The sequence below is a fragment of the Anaerorhabdus sp. genome (genome assembly GCF_036657415.1).
Classification (GTDB): domain Bacteria; phylum Bacillota_I; class Bacilli_A; order Erysipelotrichales; family Erysipelotrichaceae; genus Anaerorhabdus.
The window spans coordinates 18344-36144 of sequence record NZ_JAVXGL010000015.1 but is presented as its reverse complement, the minus strand read 5'-3'; the positions used below and the strand labels follow the sequence as shown (position 1 = coordinate 36144).

The window sequence follows — 17801 nt, the reverse complement described above, 5'->3', positions numbered from 1 at the left end:
AAGAGTTTACGTACAAAGCAATAAAGAAAAAAGACTTAAATATTATCAAGCAATTTTAAAAGAAGAAGACTATAAAAAAGCAGAAACATCATGGCTATATACAAAAATTCATAATAGTTCAATGAAAAGTTTGATATCCTCATTGATTGACTCAGAGAAATTGACACATGATGATATAAATGAATTGGAAGAAATTTTAAATAGATTAAAGTAAGATCAGGACTTCTGATCTTTTCTAATATGGACAATTATAAATGTGAGAGTAATTGCGCAATCAATTACTTTTTTTATCGATTATAAAGATGATGTGATAAAATAGGTAGGCAGGAGGACGCCTATGAACTTAATTGAGTGTTGGATAGAATATCCTACGTATTTCTTGGATCAAACATATTCATATATCTCTGATGATGATTCAATCGTGCCAGGTGTTCGTGTTGCAATCGAGTTTAATCATAAAGAGTTAATCGGATTTGTTGATTCCGTTACAAAATATAATTCCAAAGAAGAAATAGAAAGTAGCAAAGGGTTTGCATGCAAACCTATTTTGCGTCGTATTGATGATAAGCCGTACTTGACAGATGAATTGATAGATTTAGCTAAATGGATGGCATTTGAAACAATATCTCCTACGATTAGTTGTTTTAAAACGATGTTGCCTTCAAAGTTAAAGCCAAGTAGTAACAATCAAAAAATACTTTTAGAGAAATGGGTGGAGGCGACTGATGTTGAAGTATCACTTACTCCTAAACAATTAATTGCGTACAGTGAAGTAGTAGAAAATGGAAGAATGCGATACACTGAACTTCGTAAAAAATACCCTAGTTTTGCCAAGGTGCTAGTTGATAAGGGTGCATTACGCTTGGTAGAAGAAGAAAAGAAAGCTAAGCAAATTACTGATATAGAAATAAAGAATGCCTTTGCATTAACTGATTGTCAACAAGAAGCGATTGATAAAATTAGAAATTCAAATAAGAATACAGTTTTATTACATGGAATAACTGGAAGTGGGAAAACTGAAATCTATCTACAACTGACTAGTGAAATTATTGAAAATGGAAGACAAGTATTGATATTGGTTCCAGAAATCAGTTTAACACCTCAAATGGTTAATCGCGTTCAAAGTAGATTTGGTGATGCAGTTGCGATTTATCATTCGGGTTTAAATGACCAAGAAAAATATGAACAGTATCAACGCGTTAAATTAGGTGAAGTTTCTGTTGTGGTGGGTACAAGATCTTCAATATTTATGCCTTTTGAAAGTTTGGGTTTGATTATTTTAGATGAAGAACATGATTCATCATACAAGCAAGACAATACACCGCAATATCATTGCCGTGACATCGCGATTCATCGAGCTGAGTACTTTGGGTGCAAAGTGCTATTAGGTAGCGCTACACCTTCGCTAGACTCTTATGCGAGGGCTTTGCGTGGGGTTTATGATTTAGTTGAACTAAAACAACGAATTAATGAAACATTACCGACAATTCATTGTGTTAATTTAAAAGATGCAATAAAAAAAGGGCAATCTTATATTGTGAGTGATCGACTAAAAGAAAGAATTAGTAATTGTCTACAGTATGGTAAACAAGCAATTTTATTACTTAATCGTCGCGGTTATAACACATCATTACGTTGTAATGCATGTGGAGAAGTACTATATTGTCCACATTGTGATGTGGCATTGAGTTATCATGCGTCTGATCGAAGTTTAAAGTGCCATACTTGTGGGACAACAATCCGCCAAGTAAGTGAGTGTCCAAAATGTCATTCACACAGTGGATTTTCTGCTTTTGGATTTGGAACACAAAAATTGGAAGAAGAAATACTTAAATTGTATCCACATGCAAGAGTATTAAGAATGGATGCCGATACGACGAGTAAAAAAAATAGTCATGAAACATATTTAGAAGCATTCGCAAATAAACAAGCAGATATTTTAATAGGGACGCAAATGATTGCGAAGGGATTGGATTATCCAGATGTAACATTAGTAGGTGTATTAAATGCAGATGCAGGGTTAAATCGAATTGATTATCGTAGTACAGAAGTTACTTTTGACTTAATTGTACAAGCATCTGGTCGTAGTGGAAGAAGTGAACACCAAGGTGAAGTCATACTTCAAGTATTTGATGATAATCATTACACAATTCAAACTGCAATACGACAAGATTATGTAAGTTTCTTCAACCAAGAAATGCAATTTAGAAAAGCAGGGGGATATCCTCCATATACATATATGATTGCGATTCTAGTTCAAGATAGAGATAACGATAAAGTAAAGAAATGGGCTAGAAAAATTAAACAAAATCTACAAGGAGATTTCAAAATTTTAGGACCTTCTGAATTATTAAAGATGAAGGATTTATATCGCATGCGACTTTTATTAAAAGGTAGAAATAGCCAAGAACTAAAAGCTGAGGTATCACGAGTAGTAAAAGAATGTGTCAAAGAAAGAGGATGTCCTACAATTAAAGTAGATGTGAATCCAATGATACTAGACTAGGAGATTAAAATGAATGCGAGAAAAATTGCATATGAGTGTTTGGTAAAAGTAATAGAAGAGGGACAATATGCAAATTTAATGATGCGTTCTTCACTGAATCAAGCAGCAGAAGTTGATAAAGGATTAATAACACAAATTGTATATGGAACATTGCGTAATTATCGCTTATGCCGTTTTCAATGGGAACATTTTGCCGAAAAGAAATGTAATCCAAAGATTGCGATTTTGTTAGATATGAGTGTATACCAACTATTTTGGTTGGACAAAGTACCTTCATATGCGGTAGTCAATGAGATGGTTGATCTTACACCACAATCAAGCAAAGGCTTTGTGAATGCGATTTTAAGAAAAGTATTAAAGCAAGGGAAATTGGATAGTGATAAAATAGCGATTCAAACAAGTCATCCTGATTGGTTAGTTGGACTTTGGACAGCGCATTATGGTGAAGAGATAATGAAAAATATATGTTTGAGTGACTGTATGGATGCCAATGTCGTTGGTCGAGTAAATACAATAAAATGTAGTAAAGAAGAATTGGAACTTGATGAAAAAATTCATTTCTTGGATGACACTGCTTTTGTCGCGGATTTTAATTTAGTTCAAAGTGATTACTTTAAAGAAGGTAAAATTGTTATTCAAGATGAATCAAGTCAACAAGTTGTGAAGATGATGGATTTGGAACAAAATTTGAATGTGTTAGATTGTTGTAGTGCACCTGGTACAAAGACATCACAAATTGCCATGATGATGAATAATACTGGAAAAATAATTGCAGGTGAATTGCATGAACATCGTACTGAATTGATTTTTACTTCAATGAGCCATTTAGGAGTAACCAATGTTGAAGTAAAACAAATGGATGCACGCTTTTTGCATGAACATTACAATGAAGAATTTGATCGTATTTTAGTAGATGCTCCTTGTTCAGGATTGGGCGTTTTAAAACGTAAACCAGATATTAAAATACGTTGTACTCCGGAAAGTATTGATGAAATTGTAGAATTACAATGTGAAATTTTACAATCCGCTTCACGATGCTTGAAAAAAGGTGGAATTTTAGTTTATAGTACATGTACATTAAATAAAAAAGAGAATGATCGCCAAATCGCGAACTTTTTAAAAACAAATGTAGAATATGAATTGCTTTGTGAAAAAACTATCTTTTCAACAGATGCAAATAAGGATGGCTTTTATATGGCGAAGCTGTTTAAAAAAGTGTGATTTATGGTAGAATAGTACAGTGGTGAAAAAATGAAAACAATTTATGATTACAATTATGCTGATTTGGAAACACTGTTTCTAAGTCTGAATCAAAAAAAATTTAGAGCGGATCAATGCTTTCAATGGCTTTATCGTAAACGAGTTTCTTCTTTCCAAGAAATGACGGACTTAAGTAAAGATTTAATTGAAACATTATCATCATTATATTGTATCAATCCTTGTGAATGTGTTGAGAAACAAGTTGCGAAGGATGGTACGACAAAATATTTATTTCAACTTCAAGATGGAGCACTTATTGAAACAGTTTTGATGCATTATGAGTTTGGGGAAAGTCTATGTGTTACTTCACAAGTAGGTTGTAATATGGGATGTAAATTCTGTGCATCAGGTTTATTGAAGAAACAAAGAGATTTAACTAGTGGTGAAATGGTAGCACAAATTATGTATGTTCAAAAAGAACTTGATCAAGAAAGTAAACGAATTTCTAATCTTGTAATTATGGGAACAGGTGAACCTTTCGATAACTATGAAAATGTCATGAGTTTTTGTAAGACAATCAATCATGATAAAGGTTTGGCACTGGGAGCGCGACATATCACAATTAGTACCTGTGGCTTAGTACCAATGATAGAGAAATTTTCTAAGGAACATGTGCAATACAATTTAGCAATTTCTCTACATGCCCCAACAGATGAATTACGGTCTAAACTTATGCCCATCAATCATGCCTATCCACTTCATCAATTGATGGATTCGTTACGTAGATATAGTGAAGAGAATAATCGTCGATTAACCTTTGAATATATCTTACTGAAAGGGGTAAATGATTCTGATGAAAATGCAAGACAACTAGCAAATTTAATTCGCGGTATGAATGCATATGTCAATTTGATACCCTATAATCAGGTAGATGAACATGGGTATAAAACATGTGATGCCAAGACAGCATTACATTTCTACGATTGTTTAATGAAGAATAAAGTTAAGGCAACATTACGTGCCAAACATGGTGATGATATTGATGCAGCATGTGGGCAATTACGTGCCAAACACGAAAGAGGTTAAGAATTAAATGCGTTATTACGGAGTAACAGATAAAGGGCTTGTCCGCAAAACGAATCAAGATAATTACGTCATTGCTTCTAATGAAGTTGGTGATGTTTTTGCGATTGTTTGTGATGGAATCGGTGGCGGTAAAGCTGGAGATGTTGCTTCAAAGATAGCAATTGATTATTTTTCAGAAGTATTTAGCGAAAATAAAGGATTCAAAGATCGCCAAGATGTAGCGATTTGGATTCGCTATCATATTTCTAAAGCTAATGATTTAATTTTTGTAAAGTCAACAACAACGAATGTATATAAAGGAATGGGAACTACATTTGTGGGCGTACTGCTATGTAAAGTAGGACGATTTGTTGTCAATATTGGCGATAGTCGTGTTTATTGTACCTACCCTGATGGACGATTTATTCCTGTCACAAAGGATCATACACTTGTAAATGATCTTCTAAAAACTGGTGAAATAACCAAAGAAGAAGCAGAATTTCATCCAAAGAAAAATGTCTTAACAAATGCCTTGGGTGTTTGGGACAATGTCCGAATAGATATTGAAGAACATCCTGAAAGTATATCTTCTTTCTTAATTTGTAGTGATGGACTCTATGGTTATGTAGAGCATGATGTAATTAAGAAAGTTATGACAAGTAAAGAGTTAAGCACAACATTAAAAGTTAGAAATTTACTCAATAAAGCTTTAAGAGTTGGGGGATATGATAACATTACAATTATTTTGATAGAATTGGAGGCAAGTGATAATCGATGAATGAGACGATAGCGAATCGCTATATCTTGACGAAACATATTGGTCAAGGTGGAATGGCAGATGTTTATGTAGCGGTAGATATTATTTTGAATCGTGAAGTAGCGGTAAAAGTATTACGTGGAGAACTTAGTAGTGATCCAGTTGCACTTTTACGTTTTCAACGTGAAGCGAGTGCATCTACAGCTTTAAGTCATCCCAATATAGTTGATATCTATGATGTAGGGGAAGATAAAGGTAGACACTTTATCGTCATGGAGTATATCCGTGGAAAAACATTGAAACAATTAATTAATCAACGTGGAGCTTTATGTAAAGAAGAAGCGATTGATATAATGAAACAACTTGTGAGTGCGACGGTTGAAGCCCATCGTAAAGGAATTATTCACCGTGATATTAAATCACAAAATGTAATCGTAAAAGATGATGGCACAATTAAGATGCTAGATTTTGGTATTGCGCTTGCGCAAGGAGCTTTACAATTGACCCAATCGGATTCAGTTATGGGTTCAGTACATTATTTAGCTCCTGAGTTAGCTCGAGGAGAATCGGCTACCAATCAAAGTGATATTTATTCACTAGGTATTGTGTTCTATGAATTATTAACAGGAGAAATACCTTTCCAAGCTGATGCTCCAGTACAAGTTGCTTTAAAACATATGCGCAATGAGATTCCATCTGTGCGTGATTTTAATCCATCACTACCACAATCTGTAGAAAACATTGTAATTAAGGCGACGGTAAAGAATAAAGCATATCGTTATAGTTCATGTATTGAAATGCTGAATGATTTGAATGCATGCTTATTACCTAAACATGCAAATGATAAAAAACTAGTTTTTACTTCAAAAGCAAGTGGTGGCCAAACAATGGCATATCGCCAAGTTGACGATAATGATGATGAAACACAACCGAAAGTTAAGAAAAAGGTACCCGTAAAGCGCAAAAAATCAATATTGCCAAAGATTATAGGTTCATTGATTGTTGTACTTACGATTGGTGTAATATATATGCTAGTTACTTTAACAGGTATTCTAGACCCAATTACAAAACGTTATGTAGTTCCAGATATACTGGGAATTGCTGTAACTGAAGCAAAAACAATTTGCACAGAGAATAGTCTTGTCTTAGATACATCAAATGTTACTTATCAGCTAACAGATAATACACCGAAGGGTCAAATTATTGCAGTAAGTCCAGAAGTTGGAACATCTGTTGAAAAAGGATCACGTGTTCAAGTAACTGTATCCAGTGGAATTGGTGTAAATATGAAAAACTATCAAGGCTGGAATGTAAAAGAAGCGAAAAATGATTTAAGTCAATATAAAAACATGCGTGTTTTAACAATTGGAGAAGATAGTACAGATGTACCTCCTGGACAAGTTATTCGCCAAGAGTTACTCTTACCAGATCAACAATTTAATCCTGAAACCGCAACAGAAGTTCGTTTAGTATTTGCAAATTATCCAAGTATTGTTATTCCATTCAATATCAAAGGAATGATGATTGAAGATGCCAAAACAACATTAGAATCATTAGGTGCTGAAGTTATGCTTAGCACATTGGATACAAGTAATTTAACAGAGGAAGAAAAAGCCAATCTCTCTTATGGCGTTGTGATTGATACAAGTCCAGCGTTAGGAAGTGCTTATACTCAAGAAGAAGGTACGTATATTATTCTTTACTACTATTAGGAGAACGGATGAAAGCTAGAATTATAAAGATTGTCTCAAATCAATATACTGTTGTCACCGCAGAGAATGAAAGATTTCTTTGTGTAGCGATGGGAAAAGTTCGTCTTCAAAAAACGCCAGTTGTTGGTGATTTTGTGGAGTTTGAAAACTATCAAGATAAATACGCAATTGAAAAAATTGAAGAGCGTAAAAATTCAATGGTACGCCCAGCAATTGCAAATGTAGATCAAGCAATTTTGGTAATGTCTTGTAAAGATCCTGAATTTAGTACAGTTTTAGTTGATCGTTTATTGTTTTTGATACAAATGGCAAAGATTCATCCAATTCTTTGTGTAACAAAGATGGATTTAATAGAAGCAAATGATCCAATTTATGAACAAATAGAAGATTATCGTAAGTCTGGCTATCAAGTTCTATCATGTGGTAAAGAAAACTTAGATGAAGAACTTGCGAAAGTCTTGAAAGGTAAAATTACAGTGCTTACAGGACAAAGTGGTGTAGGGAAATCAACTCTTCTAAATACATTAGATCCAAAATTCGAATTAAGAACACAAGAAACATCCAAAGCACTGGGTAGAGGTAAACATACTACTCGCCATAGCGAACTTCATGAAGTAGCAATGGGGTGGGTTGCCGATACACCTGGATTTTCTTCTTTGGATTTCTCTCAATTTACACCAGAATATCTTGCGGAATCAATTTTAGAATTTAAACCATACATTGGTAAATGTAAATTTAGAGATTGTATTCATCAAAATGAACCTGGTTGTGCAATTAAAGATGCAGTAGAAAAAAATATAGTTTCAAAAACACGTTATGAACATTATCTTCAATGTATAGCATTGATGAAAAAATAGGAGGTACTTTATGATTGTTGCACCATCTATCTTGTCATTAGACTATAGTCAAATGGAAAAACAAGTAAAAGAATTAAATGAATCAAATGCGAAATGGTTACACTTTGATGTAATGGATGGACATTTTGTTCCCAATTTAACATTTGGACCAGATATTTTAAAAGCGTACCGCAAAATGACTTCTTTACTATTGGATGTGCATATTATGGTTGATGACCCAGTTTTCTTTGCGGATGTTTTTATGGATGCAGGAGCAGAGGTAATTACATTTCATGTAGAGGCATTAGATAATATAGAGGAATGTATTCAATTAGCTCAACATATTCGCTCACGTGGAGTAAAAGCGGGGATAAGTATAAAACCAAAAACAGATCTTGTTTTAATTAAAGAATTATTAGCCGAAATTGATTTAGTTTTGGTAATGTCAGTTGAACCTGGATTTGGCGGACAATCTTTTATTCCTGAATCACTTGAACGTATTCAAACATTGAAAAAATGGATTAATGAAAAAAATCTAAATGTCTTAATTGAGGTTGATGGTGGTATTAATCAAGAAACTGGAAAATTATGTAAAGATGCAGGTGCAGATGTACTTGTAGCAGGAAGTTATGTATTTAAAAATGATATTAAAGAGGCAGTTGACTCATTATGTTAAAGAATGTTGTGCTTGTTGCAAATTTAGCAGAAGATATTCCAGTTTTAGACATGGACTATGTTGGGATTGATCGTGGTGCACTTCGTCTTGCTGAACAAGGCATTCATATGAAATTTGCAATTGGTGATTTTGATTCAATCAGCGATGCTGAAAGAAAACTAGTTGCTGCTTTTGCTGAAGAAGTGATTCAACTTAATCCAATGAAAGATTCTAGTGATAGTCAAATAGCTATTGAAGAATGTATTGAACGTGGTTATACAAATGGTGTTTTTTATGGAGCACTGGGAAGACGTCTAGATCATCAATATGTAAATCAAAAACTATGTATGTTAGATGAATTTGATTGTACTTGTATTGATACATTTAACAAGATGTACTCCTTAAATAAAGGTAGTCATACAATTGATAAATTAGATTATACTTATTGTTCATTTTTTGCGATTGAAGATGCGGTCGTTACGCTAGAAGGTTTTAAGTATCCACTCAATGAATATTTTATAAGTACAAAAAATCTCATAGGATTGTCCAATGAGATTCTAGATAAACATGCAGTTATTCATGTATTGCAAGGAAAAGTCCTTTGCATACAATCAAAAGATTAATATATTATTATTCTACTTTAAAGATTACTCTTCAAATTTACTAAAGTTTATATTTATCATCGAATGGTGTTGATTATATTCTTGAATGATGAAGAGTTTTTTTATGAAAACAAAAAAAAGAAGTGTAAGTCACTTCTTTTATTTTGCAGCTTGTTCAGCTTTTAGTGTTTTTAAAGCACGAGCGGAAATACGGATTCTTTGAGGTTTCCCATCAATCATCACTTTCACTTTTTGTAAATTTACGTTCCATTTACGACGTGTTGCACGTAAAGAGTGTGAACGTCTATTTCCAGATAGCGCTTTTTTGCCGGTTACGGCACAAACTTTTGACATACCGTAGACCCCCTCTCTATTTCATTAATCGCTTGTAAACTATAACATATCTATTAATTCTTTGCAAGTGAAAATCTATAACTTATTTTTAAAAAATGTAAAATATCTTTTTATCATGCGAGAAATATGTTATTATAACATTGTGAATTCAAAAGGGGGTTCCTAAAAGACATGGATAAACAAATCTTTGCTGCCCTAGAAATAGCAGATCACGAAATTCGTTTGATTATTGGTGAGTTTTTTAACACTCGCTTTAATATTATAAAGGTTGAGAGAGTTCCAGTATTTGGAATTGAAAAGAATCGCATTGTTGATTTTGAAGTAATTGAAGATGCGATTAAGAAAGCAACTGATAATGCTGCGAGAACAGTGGGCGCTAAAATAGAGCGAGTTTTATTATGTATTCCTTCAGTGAATATGCATCGTTATCCGCTTAAGGTGAGTACAAAAGTAGAATCAATAGAAAATGTTGTAACTTTACAAGATATTAGACGTTCTGTTAAAAAGGCAATGGCAACGAAAATTGATGATTCTTTGGCACTGATTCAAGCAGTTTGTGTCAAATATACATGTAATGGTATAAGTACTCGACGTATGCCACTTAATGAGAAATGTGATGATTTAGTTGTTGATGTGGATTTATTATGTGTTGAACGTGAAGTAGCTTTTGATTTAGTACGTTGTGTTGAAAATACCGGTTTGCATGTCATGGATGTTTATATTGACATTTATGCAATTGCGAAAGAAGCGGCATTATTTGAACAAACTGTAGACCAAAATGTTATTGTTATTAAATTGGAACGTCAATCAACAACTTTAGGGCTATTGTCTAAAGGTAAGTTGATGAATAGTGATATTTTTGGATATGGGTTAGGTAATTTTATTGATTCAATTAAGGCTAAATATGATTTGCCAATTGATACAATTTCAAAGCTTTTGAAATATAATGCTCGTTTAGATGAGTCAACTTATAATAATCAACCTATTTATATTTGGGCAAATCACGGTGATACATTTACAATGTCTGAAAAAGAATTGTGTGGATGTGTTCAAAATGATGTTCAAAAATGGTTAGATGACATGAAAATAATTTGTGATCCAATCTTGAAAGCAAGCAAGACGACTGTTATGATTACTGGTGAGGGTGGAGAACTTCAGGGTTTAGCTACGCGTTTAGGTAAACATTTAGGCGTTGAGGTTAAGAATTATACACCTGAAACGTTAGGCGTTCGATATAGTGGGTTATCAACTTGTTTAGGATTATTCTTTGCATATAAAGATCAACTTCCGATAAATGGATACACTGATAATAGTGTGGATATGGAACAATTTGAAAAGACTGTTCAGTATAAAGAAAAAACTGAAGGTTCTGAAGAAGAATCAATTACAAAAAGATTAAAGGGAATGCTTTTTGAAGCGAGAAAGTAAGAGGACTTATAGAGATGGCAGATTTAGCTTATAATCAAGTTGCAAAAATTAAAGTATTTGGTATCGGTGGAGCCGGTAATAATGCGGTCAATAGAATGGTACAAGAAGGTGTTCAAGGGGTTGAATTCTTTATTGCAAATACTGATTTACAAGTATTAGATGTTTCTCCAGTAGAAAATAAAATTGTATTAGGTAAAGATGGCTTAGGAGCTGGTGGAAATCCTGCAAATGGACGTAAAGCAGCTGAAGAAAGTCAAGAAGACATCAAAAAAGCAATGGAAGGTGCAGATATGATCTTCTTAACTGCTGGTTTAGGTGGAGGTACTGGTACAGGTGCTGCCCCATTATTTGCGAAAGTTGCGAAAGAAATGGGTGCTTTAACTGTTGGTATTGTTACAAAACCATTTAGTTTTGAAGGTAAACGCCGTATGATTCAAGCAGAAGAAGGGCTTGAACAACTTAAAGAATATGTTGATAGCTTAATCATTGTTTCAAATAACCGTGTATTAGAAGTTATTGGACATATTCCATTTGAAGAAGCATTTAAAGAAGCTGATAATGTATTGCGTCAAGGGGTACAAACAATAACTGACTTAATTGCTGTTCCTGCATTAATGAACTTAGACTTTGCAGATGTTCGTTCAATTATGGAAGGTCAAGGATCTGCGTTAATTGGTATTGGAATGTCTCAAGGAGACAATAAAGCACAAGAAGCAGCTCAAAAAGCGATTCAATCACCATTACTTGAAGCCCAAATTACAGGCGCTAAAAATGCAATTGTTAACGTAACTGGTGGAGCTTCAATCTCAGTATACGATGCAAGTGAAGCTGTAGAATTTATTCGTGAAGCTGCAGGTAACGACATTGATATCATCTTTGGAGTTGCGATTAATGAAAAAATTGGTGATGCAATTATCGTAACAGTAATTGCTACTGGATTTGATTTACCAAAGGCTAAAATTCCTACTCAAGGTAAACCAGTAACACAATCAAATTATCATACTAGAGAAATACAAGAAGAAGTTGTTATCGAAGAAGAAGATGATAACCAAATCCCAGGTTTCTTCAAATTACGTTAAATGAAAAGAAGAGAAATCTTCTTTTTTTTATTTTGTCCGCAAAGAAAAGGAATCAATTTGAAAAATTCAAGAATATCCTTGAAATAGTTTAGACATTAATCATTTTTCTTGTGTGATATAATGTAGCAAAAGGAGAAAACATATGGATCACTTTAAAAATCAAACGATGAACAGCATGAATCGTGATGAAGCGAATTTTCAACAAGATAAATATAATCGAGAAAATCCAAAAGTGTATAAGGGATCAAAGAGGAAAAATTTTTGGCTATATGTTACTTTGATTATTTTTATTATTGCAATTATATCTGTGTTTTTTTAAAAAGATACATTTTTTCTTAATGAATTTAATTTTCAAGGTTATTGTTTTGTAATCACAATATAATTTCTCATGAAGTATAGAAATAATTAATAAATTAGTCTTTTTCTGCAATAAGAGGGTAGTGGTTACGAGTTTATCATTTTTATCAACTACTGCATACTAAAACTTTATTACCTTATAATCGCCTTTATATGAGGTCTAAGAAGAAGTATTTTTATAATGATAATAAACTTATTTAGTACAAAATAAACGTAGTGCTTAATCTGCATTTTATTTGTAAATTTTATTTTCGATTCTCTTGTTAATTATGTTCATAAAAAAAGTATAAAATAATTTATACTTTTTATTTTTTGTAACGAAGTGTATGATACTTTCTTTTTACTCGACTTATAAAACGATATTGCTTTTTAAAATTAAGGGTATCTTTTTCATTGAGAATATAATCGAATTCTCCAATGAATTCTGTAAATTCACTGCCAAATGTTTTTTTGTAACTATATAAACCATAATAAGGATCATCTTTATTGGTGACACCAGAAAATCCACACATATCATAGTAAATAACTCCTTGTTTCTTCATATCTTGCATTGCAAAATAATGAAGGTTATCAACAGGTTTAACAAAACCAAACTCTTTTTTATTATAGGTATATAAGTCCCATGATTTGTTTCCGAAATATAAGAATAATCCAGCGGCAATAATGACAGTATCTCCGTATTTTTTTTGCAGCTTGAGTGCATTCTCAATCTCTTTTTGTTTGGAAGCTAAAGCTTCTTTGTCTTTAGCGTATTTTTTAGAATTAATTTCATCAGATAAACCTTGAATCATGGTTGCTAAACTAATTTCAGTAATATAGAGACGCGCATGTTCTTTGAACGAAGTTAGTAGTTGATTGAAATAAGCTTTACTATGTGGTTTGAAACCTTGTGATTCAGTAAGTTCTTTCTCAAATTCACACAAAGAATCTAAGTCTGCACTTGTACCTAAACGGGTAGTAACACCAATAATTTGATGACGTTTAATAGCTGTTTGACGCGGCTTTGCATAAGCTTTAAATATTTCTTCTAAAGGTTTCGAGATGTCAGTAATTAAGGTATAACGATTTACCCAACTACCGTTATAAGCATAGCCATATCCTTTGTGTTGAAATCCACATTCTTTAATAATTTCAGTAATATTTTCATTATCAATGCCTTCAATTTGATTTCCATCAATATCTCTAGATATACGTAAGATATTAAAATCGATACGAAGCATAAAACATTTTTCAGACTTTGCAAACTGTTTTAAAAGTTCAAGGCATTCACGAAATCTTGAACTTTTATGATAATCAACACAAGGTCCCCAAGGAATATATAGATAGGATTTATTCATCCACTTCTTTTTTAAAACAAGGGCAGTTCCAACTAAATTATCTTCTTCCTTAAATCCCACCAAAAATGACATTGTATTACTCTCTTGCGTGCTTGCCCACATACTTGTTTTCATATAGTGATTTAGCTCGTGATGTTGTACAAAATCATCAAATTGTATACGGTTTAAGTTGCTTTCTAACTTCATAACAATGCCTACTTTCCTGCATTATTATAGCATAATTTATGCTTTAAGACTGTTGTTTTCTTGTAATAATCGATGTTTAAGACTATAATAATCAAGATGAAATGAGGAATACAGATGAAGAATTTAATTGATTTACACACCCATACAATTAGTAGTGGACATGCATATAGTTCACTTCAAGAAAATATCCATGAAGCAAAGCTTAAAGGTCTAAAATATTGCGGTATGAGCGACCACGCACCTGGTATTCCAGGAGGTACTCATTTTTTTCATTTTAAAAATTTAGAAGTAATACCTGAGATTATTGAAGATGTTCGTGTTTTACGAGGTTGTGAACTCAATATTATTGATGAAAAGGGAACAGTAGATTTAGATGAAAAAACACTAAAGGATTTAGACTATTGTTTAGCTTCTTTCCATACTCCATGTTATAGCACAAATCACACACTTGAAGAAAATATGAGTGCATATGAAGGTGTCTGTAAGAATCCACATGTATTGATAATTGGGCATCCAGATGATGATCGTTATCCATGCGATTTTGAAAGATTAGCTGTGATGGCAAAAGAAAATGGAAAATTAATTGAAATTAATAATTCTTCTCTTCGTCCAAATGCTAGTCGTATTAATGGACCAGCAAATTGTCGCAAAATTTTAGCAGCATGCAAAAAGGTTGGGTGCATGGTCGTTTTAGATAGTGATGCACATATCTCATTTGATGTAGGAAAAATCAATTATGCAGAAGAATTAGTTAAAGAATGTGATTTTCCAAAAGAATTAATTCTCAATTATAATGAAGAAATGATTAAAAAAGTATTAAAGTTGAAATAATTTTCAGAAAAGTATTGACAACAATGTTTCAAGAGAGTAAATTACTGTTAAAGACATTGAAGAGAAAAGTAATGTCAGCGGAAATTTGTAGAGAGTCCTGGTAGCTGAAAAGGGATAATGGAAGTTGAGATGAAAATGGTCTTGGAGTTGCATACCGAGGGAAACTTAGGCTATGACGGATTCACCCGTTAACGTGATAAAGTATGAATGTACTTGATAAGGTAATTATCGTGAGGTAATTACGAATAAAGGTGGTAACACGAGAATAGCACTCGTCCTTAATATAGGACGAGTTTTTTATTTATAAGGAGGTTGGAAAGATGATACAAATTCAAGATGTAGTGAAAACATTTTCTTCTAAAGGGGAAGATATCCATGCGGTACGAGGTGTTAATCTTGAAATCTATGATGGTGAAATATTTGGGATTATTGGATACTCAGGTGCTGGTAAAAGTACATTAGTTCGTATAATCAACCAATTAGAAAAACAAAGTAGTGGGAAAATCATTATAGATGGTGAAGAAATAGAAAATCTAAGTTCTGGTCAACTTCGTAAGAAACGTCAAAAAATTGGGATGATCTTTCAACATTTCAATCTTCTGTGGTCAAGAACAGTAGAAAAAAATATTGCATTTCCATTGGAAATTGCAGGTGTACCAAAAGAAGAAAGAAAAGAACGTGTACAAGAACTCATTCGATTAGTTGGTTTAGAAGGAAGAGAAAAAGCATTTCCTAGCGAATTATCAGGTGGTCAAAAACAAAGAGTCGGTATTGCTAGAGCATTGGCAAATAATCCAAGTATCCTCTTATGTGATGAAGCAACTTCAGCATTAGATCCTGAAACTACAGATTCAATTCTTGAATTACTAAATCGTATTAATCGTGAATATAACATTACAATGATAGTTATTACACATCAAATGGAAGTTGTCCAAAAACTGTGCCATAAAGTAGCGGTAATGAGTGAAGGTAAAGTGGTAGAATTAGGAACTGTAAAAGAAATTTTCGAACATCCTCAAAATGATGTAACAAAACGATTTGTTCAAACTGTGGATGGGAAAAATATTGATTTAATTAAAAAAGAATTAAAAAAATTGTATCCATATGGTCAAGTCATGCGACTAAACTTTACTGGAGATATTAGTAATAGAGCAATTATTGCGGATGTTATTCGACAAACAAAATTACCAGTGAGTATTGTTAATTCAAATATTACACATTCGCAAGTAGGTCCCATGGGTGTTATTTATGCTCATGTATCAGATGGTAGCGAAGCAGAGTATAAAGAATTCTCTGAATTGCTTGAAAAAGAAGGGGTTAAGGTGGATGTCCTATGAATCAGCTATTAGAACAAATCAATGTAGAACAATTAGTAACCGCATTGAATGAAACTTTATTTATGACATTTACTTCTTTGATACTATCAGTTGTTTTTGGACTAGTAATTGGTGTTCTACTCTTCAGTACACAATCTGAAGGTTTATATAAGAACAAAATATTAAATGCTGCAACAGATTTTATTATCAATGTATTACGAGCTATACCATTTATTATTGTTTTGATTTTAGTAATACCGTTTACAAAGATGTTAGTTGGAACAATGCTTGGGGCCAAAGCAGCAATTCCTTCTCTCGTCATTGCGGCGACTCCCTTCTACGCAAGGCTTGCGGTGATTGCGTTTACGGAAGTTGATAAAGGAACCATTGAAGCAAGTAAAGCAATGGGTGCAAGTCGTTTCGAAATTATTACGAAAGTACTTATTCCAGAAGCATTACCAGCTTTAGTTTCAGGTATTTGTGTTACAGGGATTTCATTAGTATCTTATACAGCAATGGCAGGAGCTATTGGTGCAGGAGGATTAGGAAATCTAGCATATCTCTATGGCTTTGCTAGAAGAGATAATGTTGTACTCATTAGTGCAACCATTCTAGTCATCATCATTGTCTTTGTGATTCAAGGAATTGGTGATGCAATTGTTAAAAAAATAGACAAACGTTAAAAACAGGAGGAAAAGAAAATGAAAAAAATTCTAAAAACATTAGTAGCAGGATTATTAATTGTAGGTCTTGCAGCTTGTTCATCAAAACCAGCAACAACTGATCCAACAGCAACACCTGAAGCAGGGACAACAGCTGATAAAACAGTTCTAAAAATTTCTGCAACTCTTGATCCACATGCAAAAATTCTTGAATTTGCTAAACCAATTCTTGAAGAAAAAGGAATTACACTTGAAATCACAGTATTAGATGATTACTATATTTTCAACAAAGCATTAAATGATGGTGAAGTTGATGCAAACTATTTCCAACATCTTCCATTCTTCAATGGTGAAGTTGAAGCAAATGGATATAAAATTGTAAATGCAGGTGGTATTCATATTGAACCATTCGGATTCTATTCAAAAACAATTAAATCAGTAGATGAACTAAAAGATGGAGCTACAGTTATTATTTCAAATTCAGTTGCTGATCATGGGCGTATCTTATCAATCTTAGAAAAAGCAGGTGTTATTACACTTAAAGATGGTGCTGATGCATTAAATGCTACAGTTGAAGATATTGTAGATAATCCTAAAAATTTAAAATTCCAAGAAGTAAAGCCTGAACTTCTTACAACAGTATTTGAACAAGGTGAAGGTGACTTAGTCGCAATCAATGGTAATTATGCTATCCAAGCTGGTTTGAACCCAACAAAAGATGCAGTTATTCTTGAACAAGCAGATGCAACAAATCCTTATGTAAACATCGTTGCAGTAAAAGAAGGAAATGAAAGCAATCCTGCTATTAAAACTTTAATTGAAGTATTAAAATCTGATGAAGTAAAACAATTCATTTTAGATACATATAGTGATGGTTCAGTAATTCCTGCTGAATAGTAGAAAATTAAAAGAAATTGT

The 17801-nt window shown here is 32.9% G+C and carries 18 protein-coding genes and 1 other annotated feature; of the genes, 16 read left to right on the top strand and 2 right to left on the bottom strand.

The annotated features are described in order from the left end of the window. From RSB60_RS03725 to RSB60_RS03685, 9 genes are all read left to right on the top strand, one after another. Nucleotides 1-214, top strand: a 214-nt coding sequence (locus tag RSB60_RS03725) for a BlaI/MecI/CopY family transcriptional regulator (protein WP_332614625.1), incomplete at its 5' end; no start/stop codon positions are given. A 123-nt stretch (nt 215-337) separates the two neighbouring features. Continuing rightward, nucleotides 338-2506 carry a replication restart helicase PriA gene (priA, locus tag RSB60_RS03720; RefSeq protein WP_332614623.1) on the top strand — a complete coding sequence of 723 codons (2169 nt, stop codon included), beginning with the start codon at nt 338-340 and terminating at the stop codon, nt 2504-2506. Nucleotides 2507-2515: 9 nt separating this feature from the next. Then, nucleotides 2516-3727: a 16S rRNA (cytosine(967)-C(5))-methyltransferase RsmB gene (rsmB, locus tag RSB60_RS03715; protein ID WP_332614621.1), complete on the top strand. Its 1212-nt coding sequence runs from the start codon at nt 2516-2518 to the stop codon at nt 3725-3727. Nucleotides 3728-3757: 30 nt separating this feature from the next. Beyond that, the gene (gene rlmN, locus RSB60_RS03710; protein WP_332490940.1) at nt 3758-4792 is read left to right on the top strand and encodes a 23S rRNA (adenine(2503)-C(2))-methyltransferase RlmN; all 1035 of its coding nucleotides are present in this window, start codon (nt 3758-3760) and stop codon (nt 4790-4792) included. 7 nt (nt 4793-4799) lie between these two features. After that, entirely contained in the window at nt 4800-5549 is a 750-nt protein-coding gene (locus RSB60_RS03705) for a Stp1/IreP family PP2C-type Ser/Thr phosphatase (RefSeq protein ID WP_323380662.1), read from the top strand. Further along, nucleotides 5546-7240, top strand: coding sequence for a Stk1 family PASTA domain-containing Ser/Thr kinase (gene pknB, locus RSB60_RS03700; RefSeq protein ID WP_323380661.1), 1695 nt, complete (start codon nt 5546-5548; stop codon nt 7238-7240). The genes RSB60_RS03705 and pknB overlap by 4 nt, the downstream gene beginning before the upstream one ends. An 8-nt stretch (nt 7241-7248) precedes the next feature. Next, on the top strand, nt 7249-8097 hold the full coding sequence (gene rsgA / locus RSB60_RS03695) for a ribosome small subunit-dependent GTPase A (protein ID WP_323380660.1): 849 nt from the start codon (nt 7249-7251) through the stop codon (nt 8095-8097). A gap of 10 nt (nt 8098-8107) precedes the next feature. Further along, nucleotides 8108-8752 (top strand): ribulose-phosphate 3-epimerase, encoded by a 645-nt coding sequence (gene rpe, locus RSB60_RS03690; RefSeq protein WP_332475963.1) that lies wholly within the window; start codon nt 8108-8110, stop codon nt 8750-8752. Continuing rightward, the gene (locus RSB60_RS03685; protein WP_332614617.1) at nt 8746-9354 is read left to right on the top strand and encodes a thiamine diphosphokinase; all 609 of its coding nucleotides are present in this window, start codon (nt 8746-8748) and stop codon (nt 9352-9354) included. Before rpe ends, RSB60_RS03685 begins: the two co-directional genes overlap by 7 nt. A gap of 138 nt (nt 9355-9492) precedes the next feature. Here RSB60_RS03685 and rpmB read toward each other — a convergent pair whose 3' ends face one another. Next, nucleotides 9493-9687 (bottom strand): 50S ribosomal protein L28, encoded by a 195-nt coding sequence (gene rpmB, locus RSB60_RS03680; RefSeq protein WP_323380657.1) that lies wholly within the window; start codon nt 9685-9687, stop codon nt 9493-9495. 171 nt (nt 9688-9858) lie between these two features. Between rpmB and RSB60_RS03675 the strand changes: the two genes are divergently transcribed. The 3 genes from RSB60_RS03675 to RSB60_RS03665 all read left to right on the top strand — a co-directional run bounded on the left by RSB60_RS03675 (nt 9859) and on the right by RSB60_RS03665 (nt 12513). After that, nucleotides 9859-11115 (top strand): cell division protein FtsA, encoded by a 1257-nt coding sequence (locus RSB60_RS03675; RefSeq protein WP_332614615.1) that lies wholly within the window; start codon nt 9859-9861, stop codon nt 11113-11115. Between the two features lie 14 nt (nt 11116-11129). Continuing rightward, nucleotides 11130-12194, top strand: a complete 1065-nt coding sequence (ftsZ, locus tag RSB60_RS03670) for a cell division protein FtsZ (RefSeq protein WP_323380655.1) — start codon at nt 11130-11132, stop codon at nt 12192-12194. A 142-nt stretch (nt 12195-12336) separates the two neighbouring features. Continuing rightward, complete coding sequence (locus tag RSB60_RS03665) at nt 12337-12513, top strand: hypothetical protein (protein ID WP_332614613.1); 177 nt, start codon at nt 12337-12339, stop codon at nt 12511-12513. Between the two features lie 343 nt (nt 12514-12856). Here the strand turns inward: RSB60_RS03665 and RSB60_RS03660 are convergent, their stop codons facing one another. Beyond that, the gene (locus RSB60_RS03660; RefSeq protein ID WP_332614611.1) at nt 12857-14074 is read right to left on the bottom strand and encodes a lipid II:glycine glycyltransferase FemX; all 1218 of its coding nucleotides are present in this window, start codon (nt 14072-14074) and stop codon (nt 12857-12859) included. A 114-nt stretch (nt 14075-14188) separates the two neighbouring features. Here RSB60_RS03660 and RSB60_RS03655 point away from each other — a divergent pair, with 114 nt between their 5' ends. The 4 genes from RSB60_RS03655 (at nt 14189) to RSB60_RS03640 (ending at nt 17780) form a co-directional block, all read left to right on the top strand. Further along, nucleotides 14189-14905 carry a phosphatase gene (locus tag RSB60_RS03655; protein ID WP_332475966.1) on the top strand — a complete coding sequence of 239 codons (717 nt, stop codon included), beginning with the start codon at nt 14189-14191 and terminating at the stop codon, nt 14903-14905. A 47-nt stretch (nt 14906-14952) separates the two neighbouring features. Then, nucleotides 14953-15188: a binding site (T-box leader), on the top strand. Between the two features lie 37 nt (nt 15189-15225). Further along, nucleotides 15226-16242, top strand: a complete 1017-nt coding sequence (locus RSB60_RS03650) for a methionine ABC transporter ATP-binding protein (RefSeq protein ID WP_332614609.1) — start codon at nt 15226-15228, stop codon at nt 16240-16242. Then, nucleotides 16239-16904 (top strand): methionine ABC transporter permease, encoded by a 666-nt coding sequence (locus RSB60_RS03645; protein WP_332475967.1) that lies wholly within the window; start codon nt 16239-16241, stop codon nt 16902-16904. Before RSB60_RS03650 ends, RSB60_RS03645 begins: the two co-directional genes overlap by 4 nt. 18 nt (nt 16905-16922) lie before the next feature. Then, a complete protein-coding gene (locus tag RSB60_RS03640; RefSeq protein WP_332614607.1) occupies nt 16923-17780 on the top strand; it encodes a MetQ/NlpA family ABC transporter substrate-binding protein in 858 nt (285 codons plus the stop codon). Nucleotides 17781-17801 lie beyond the last annotated feature (21 nt).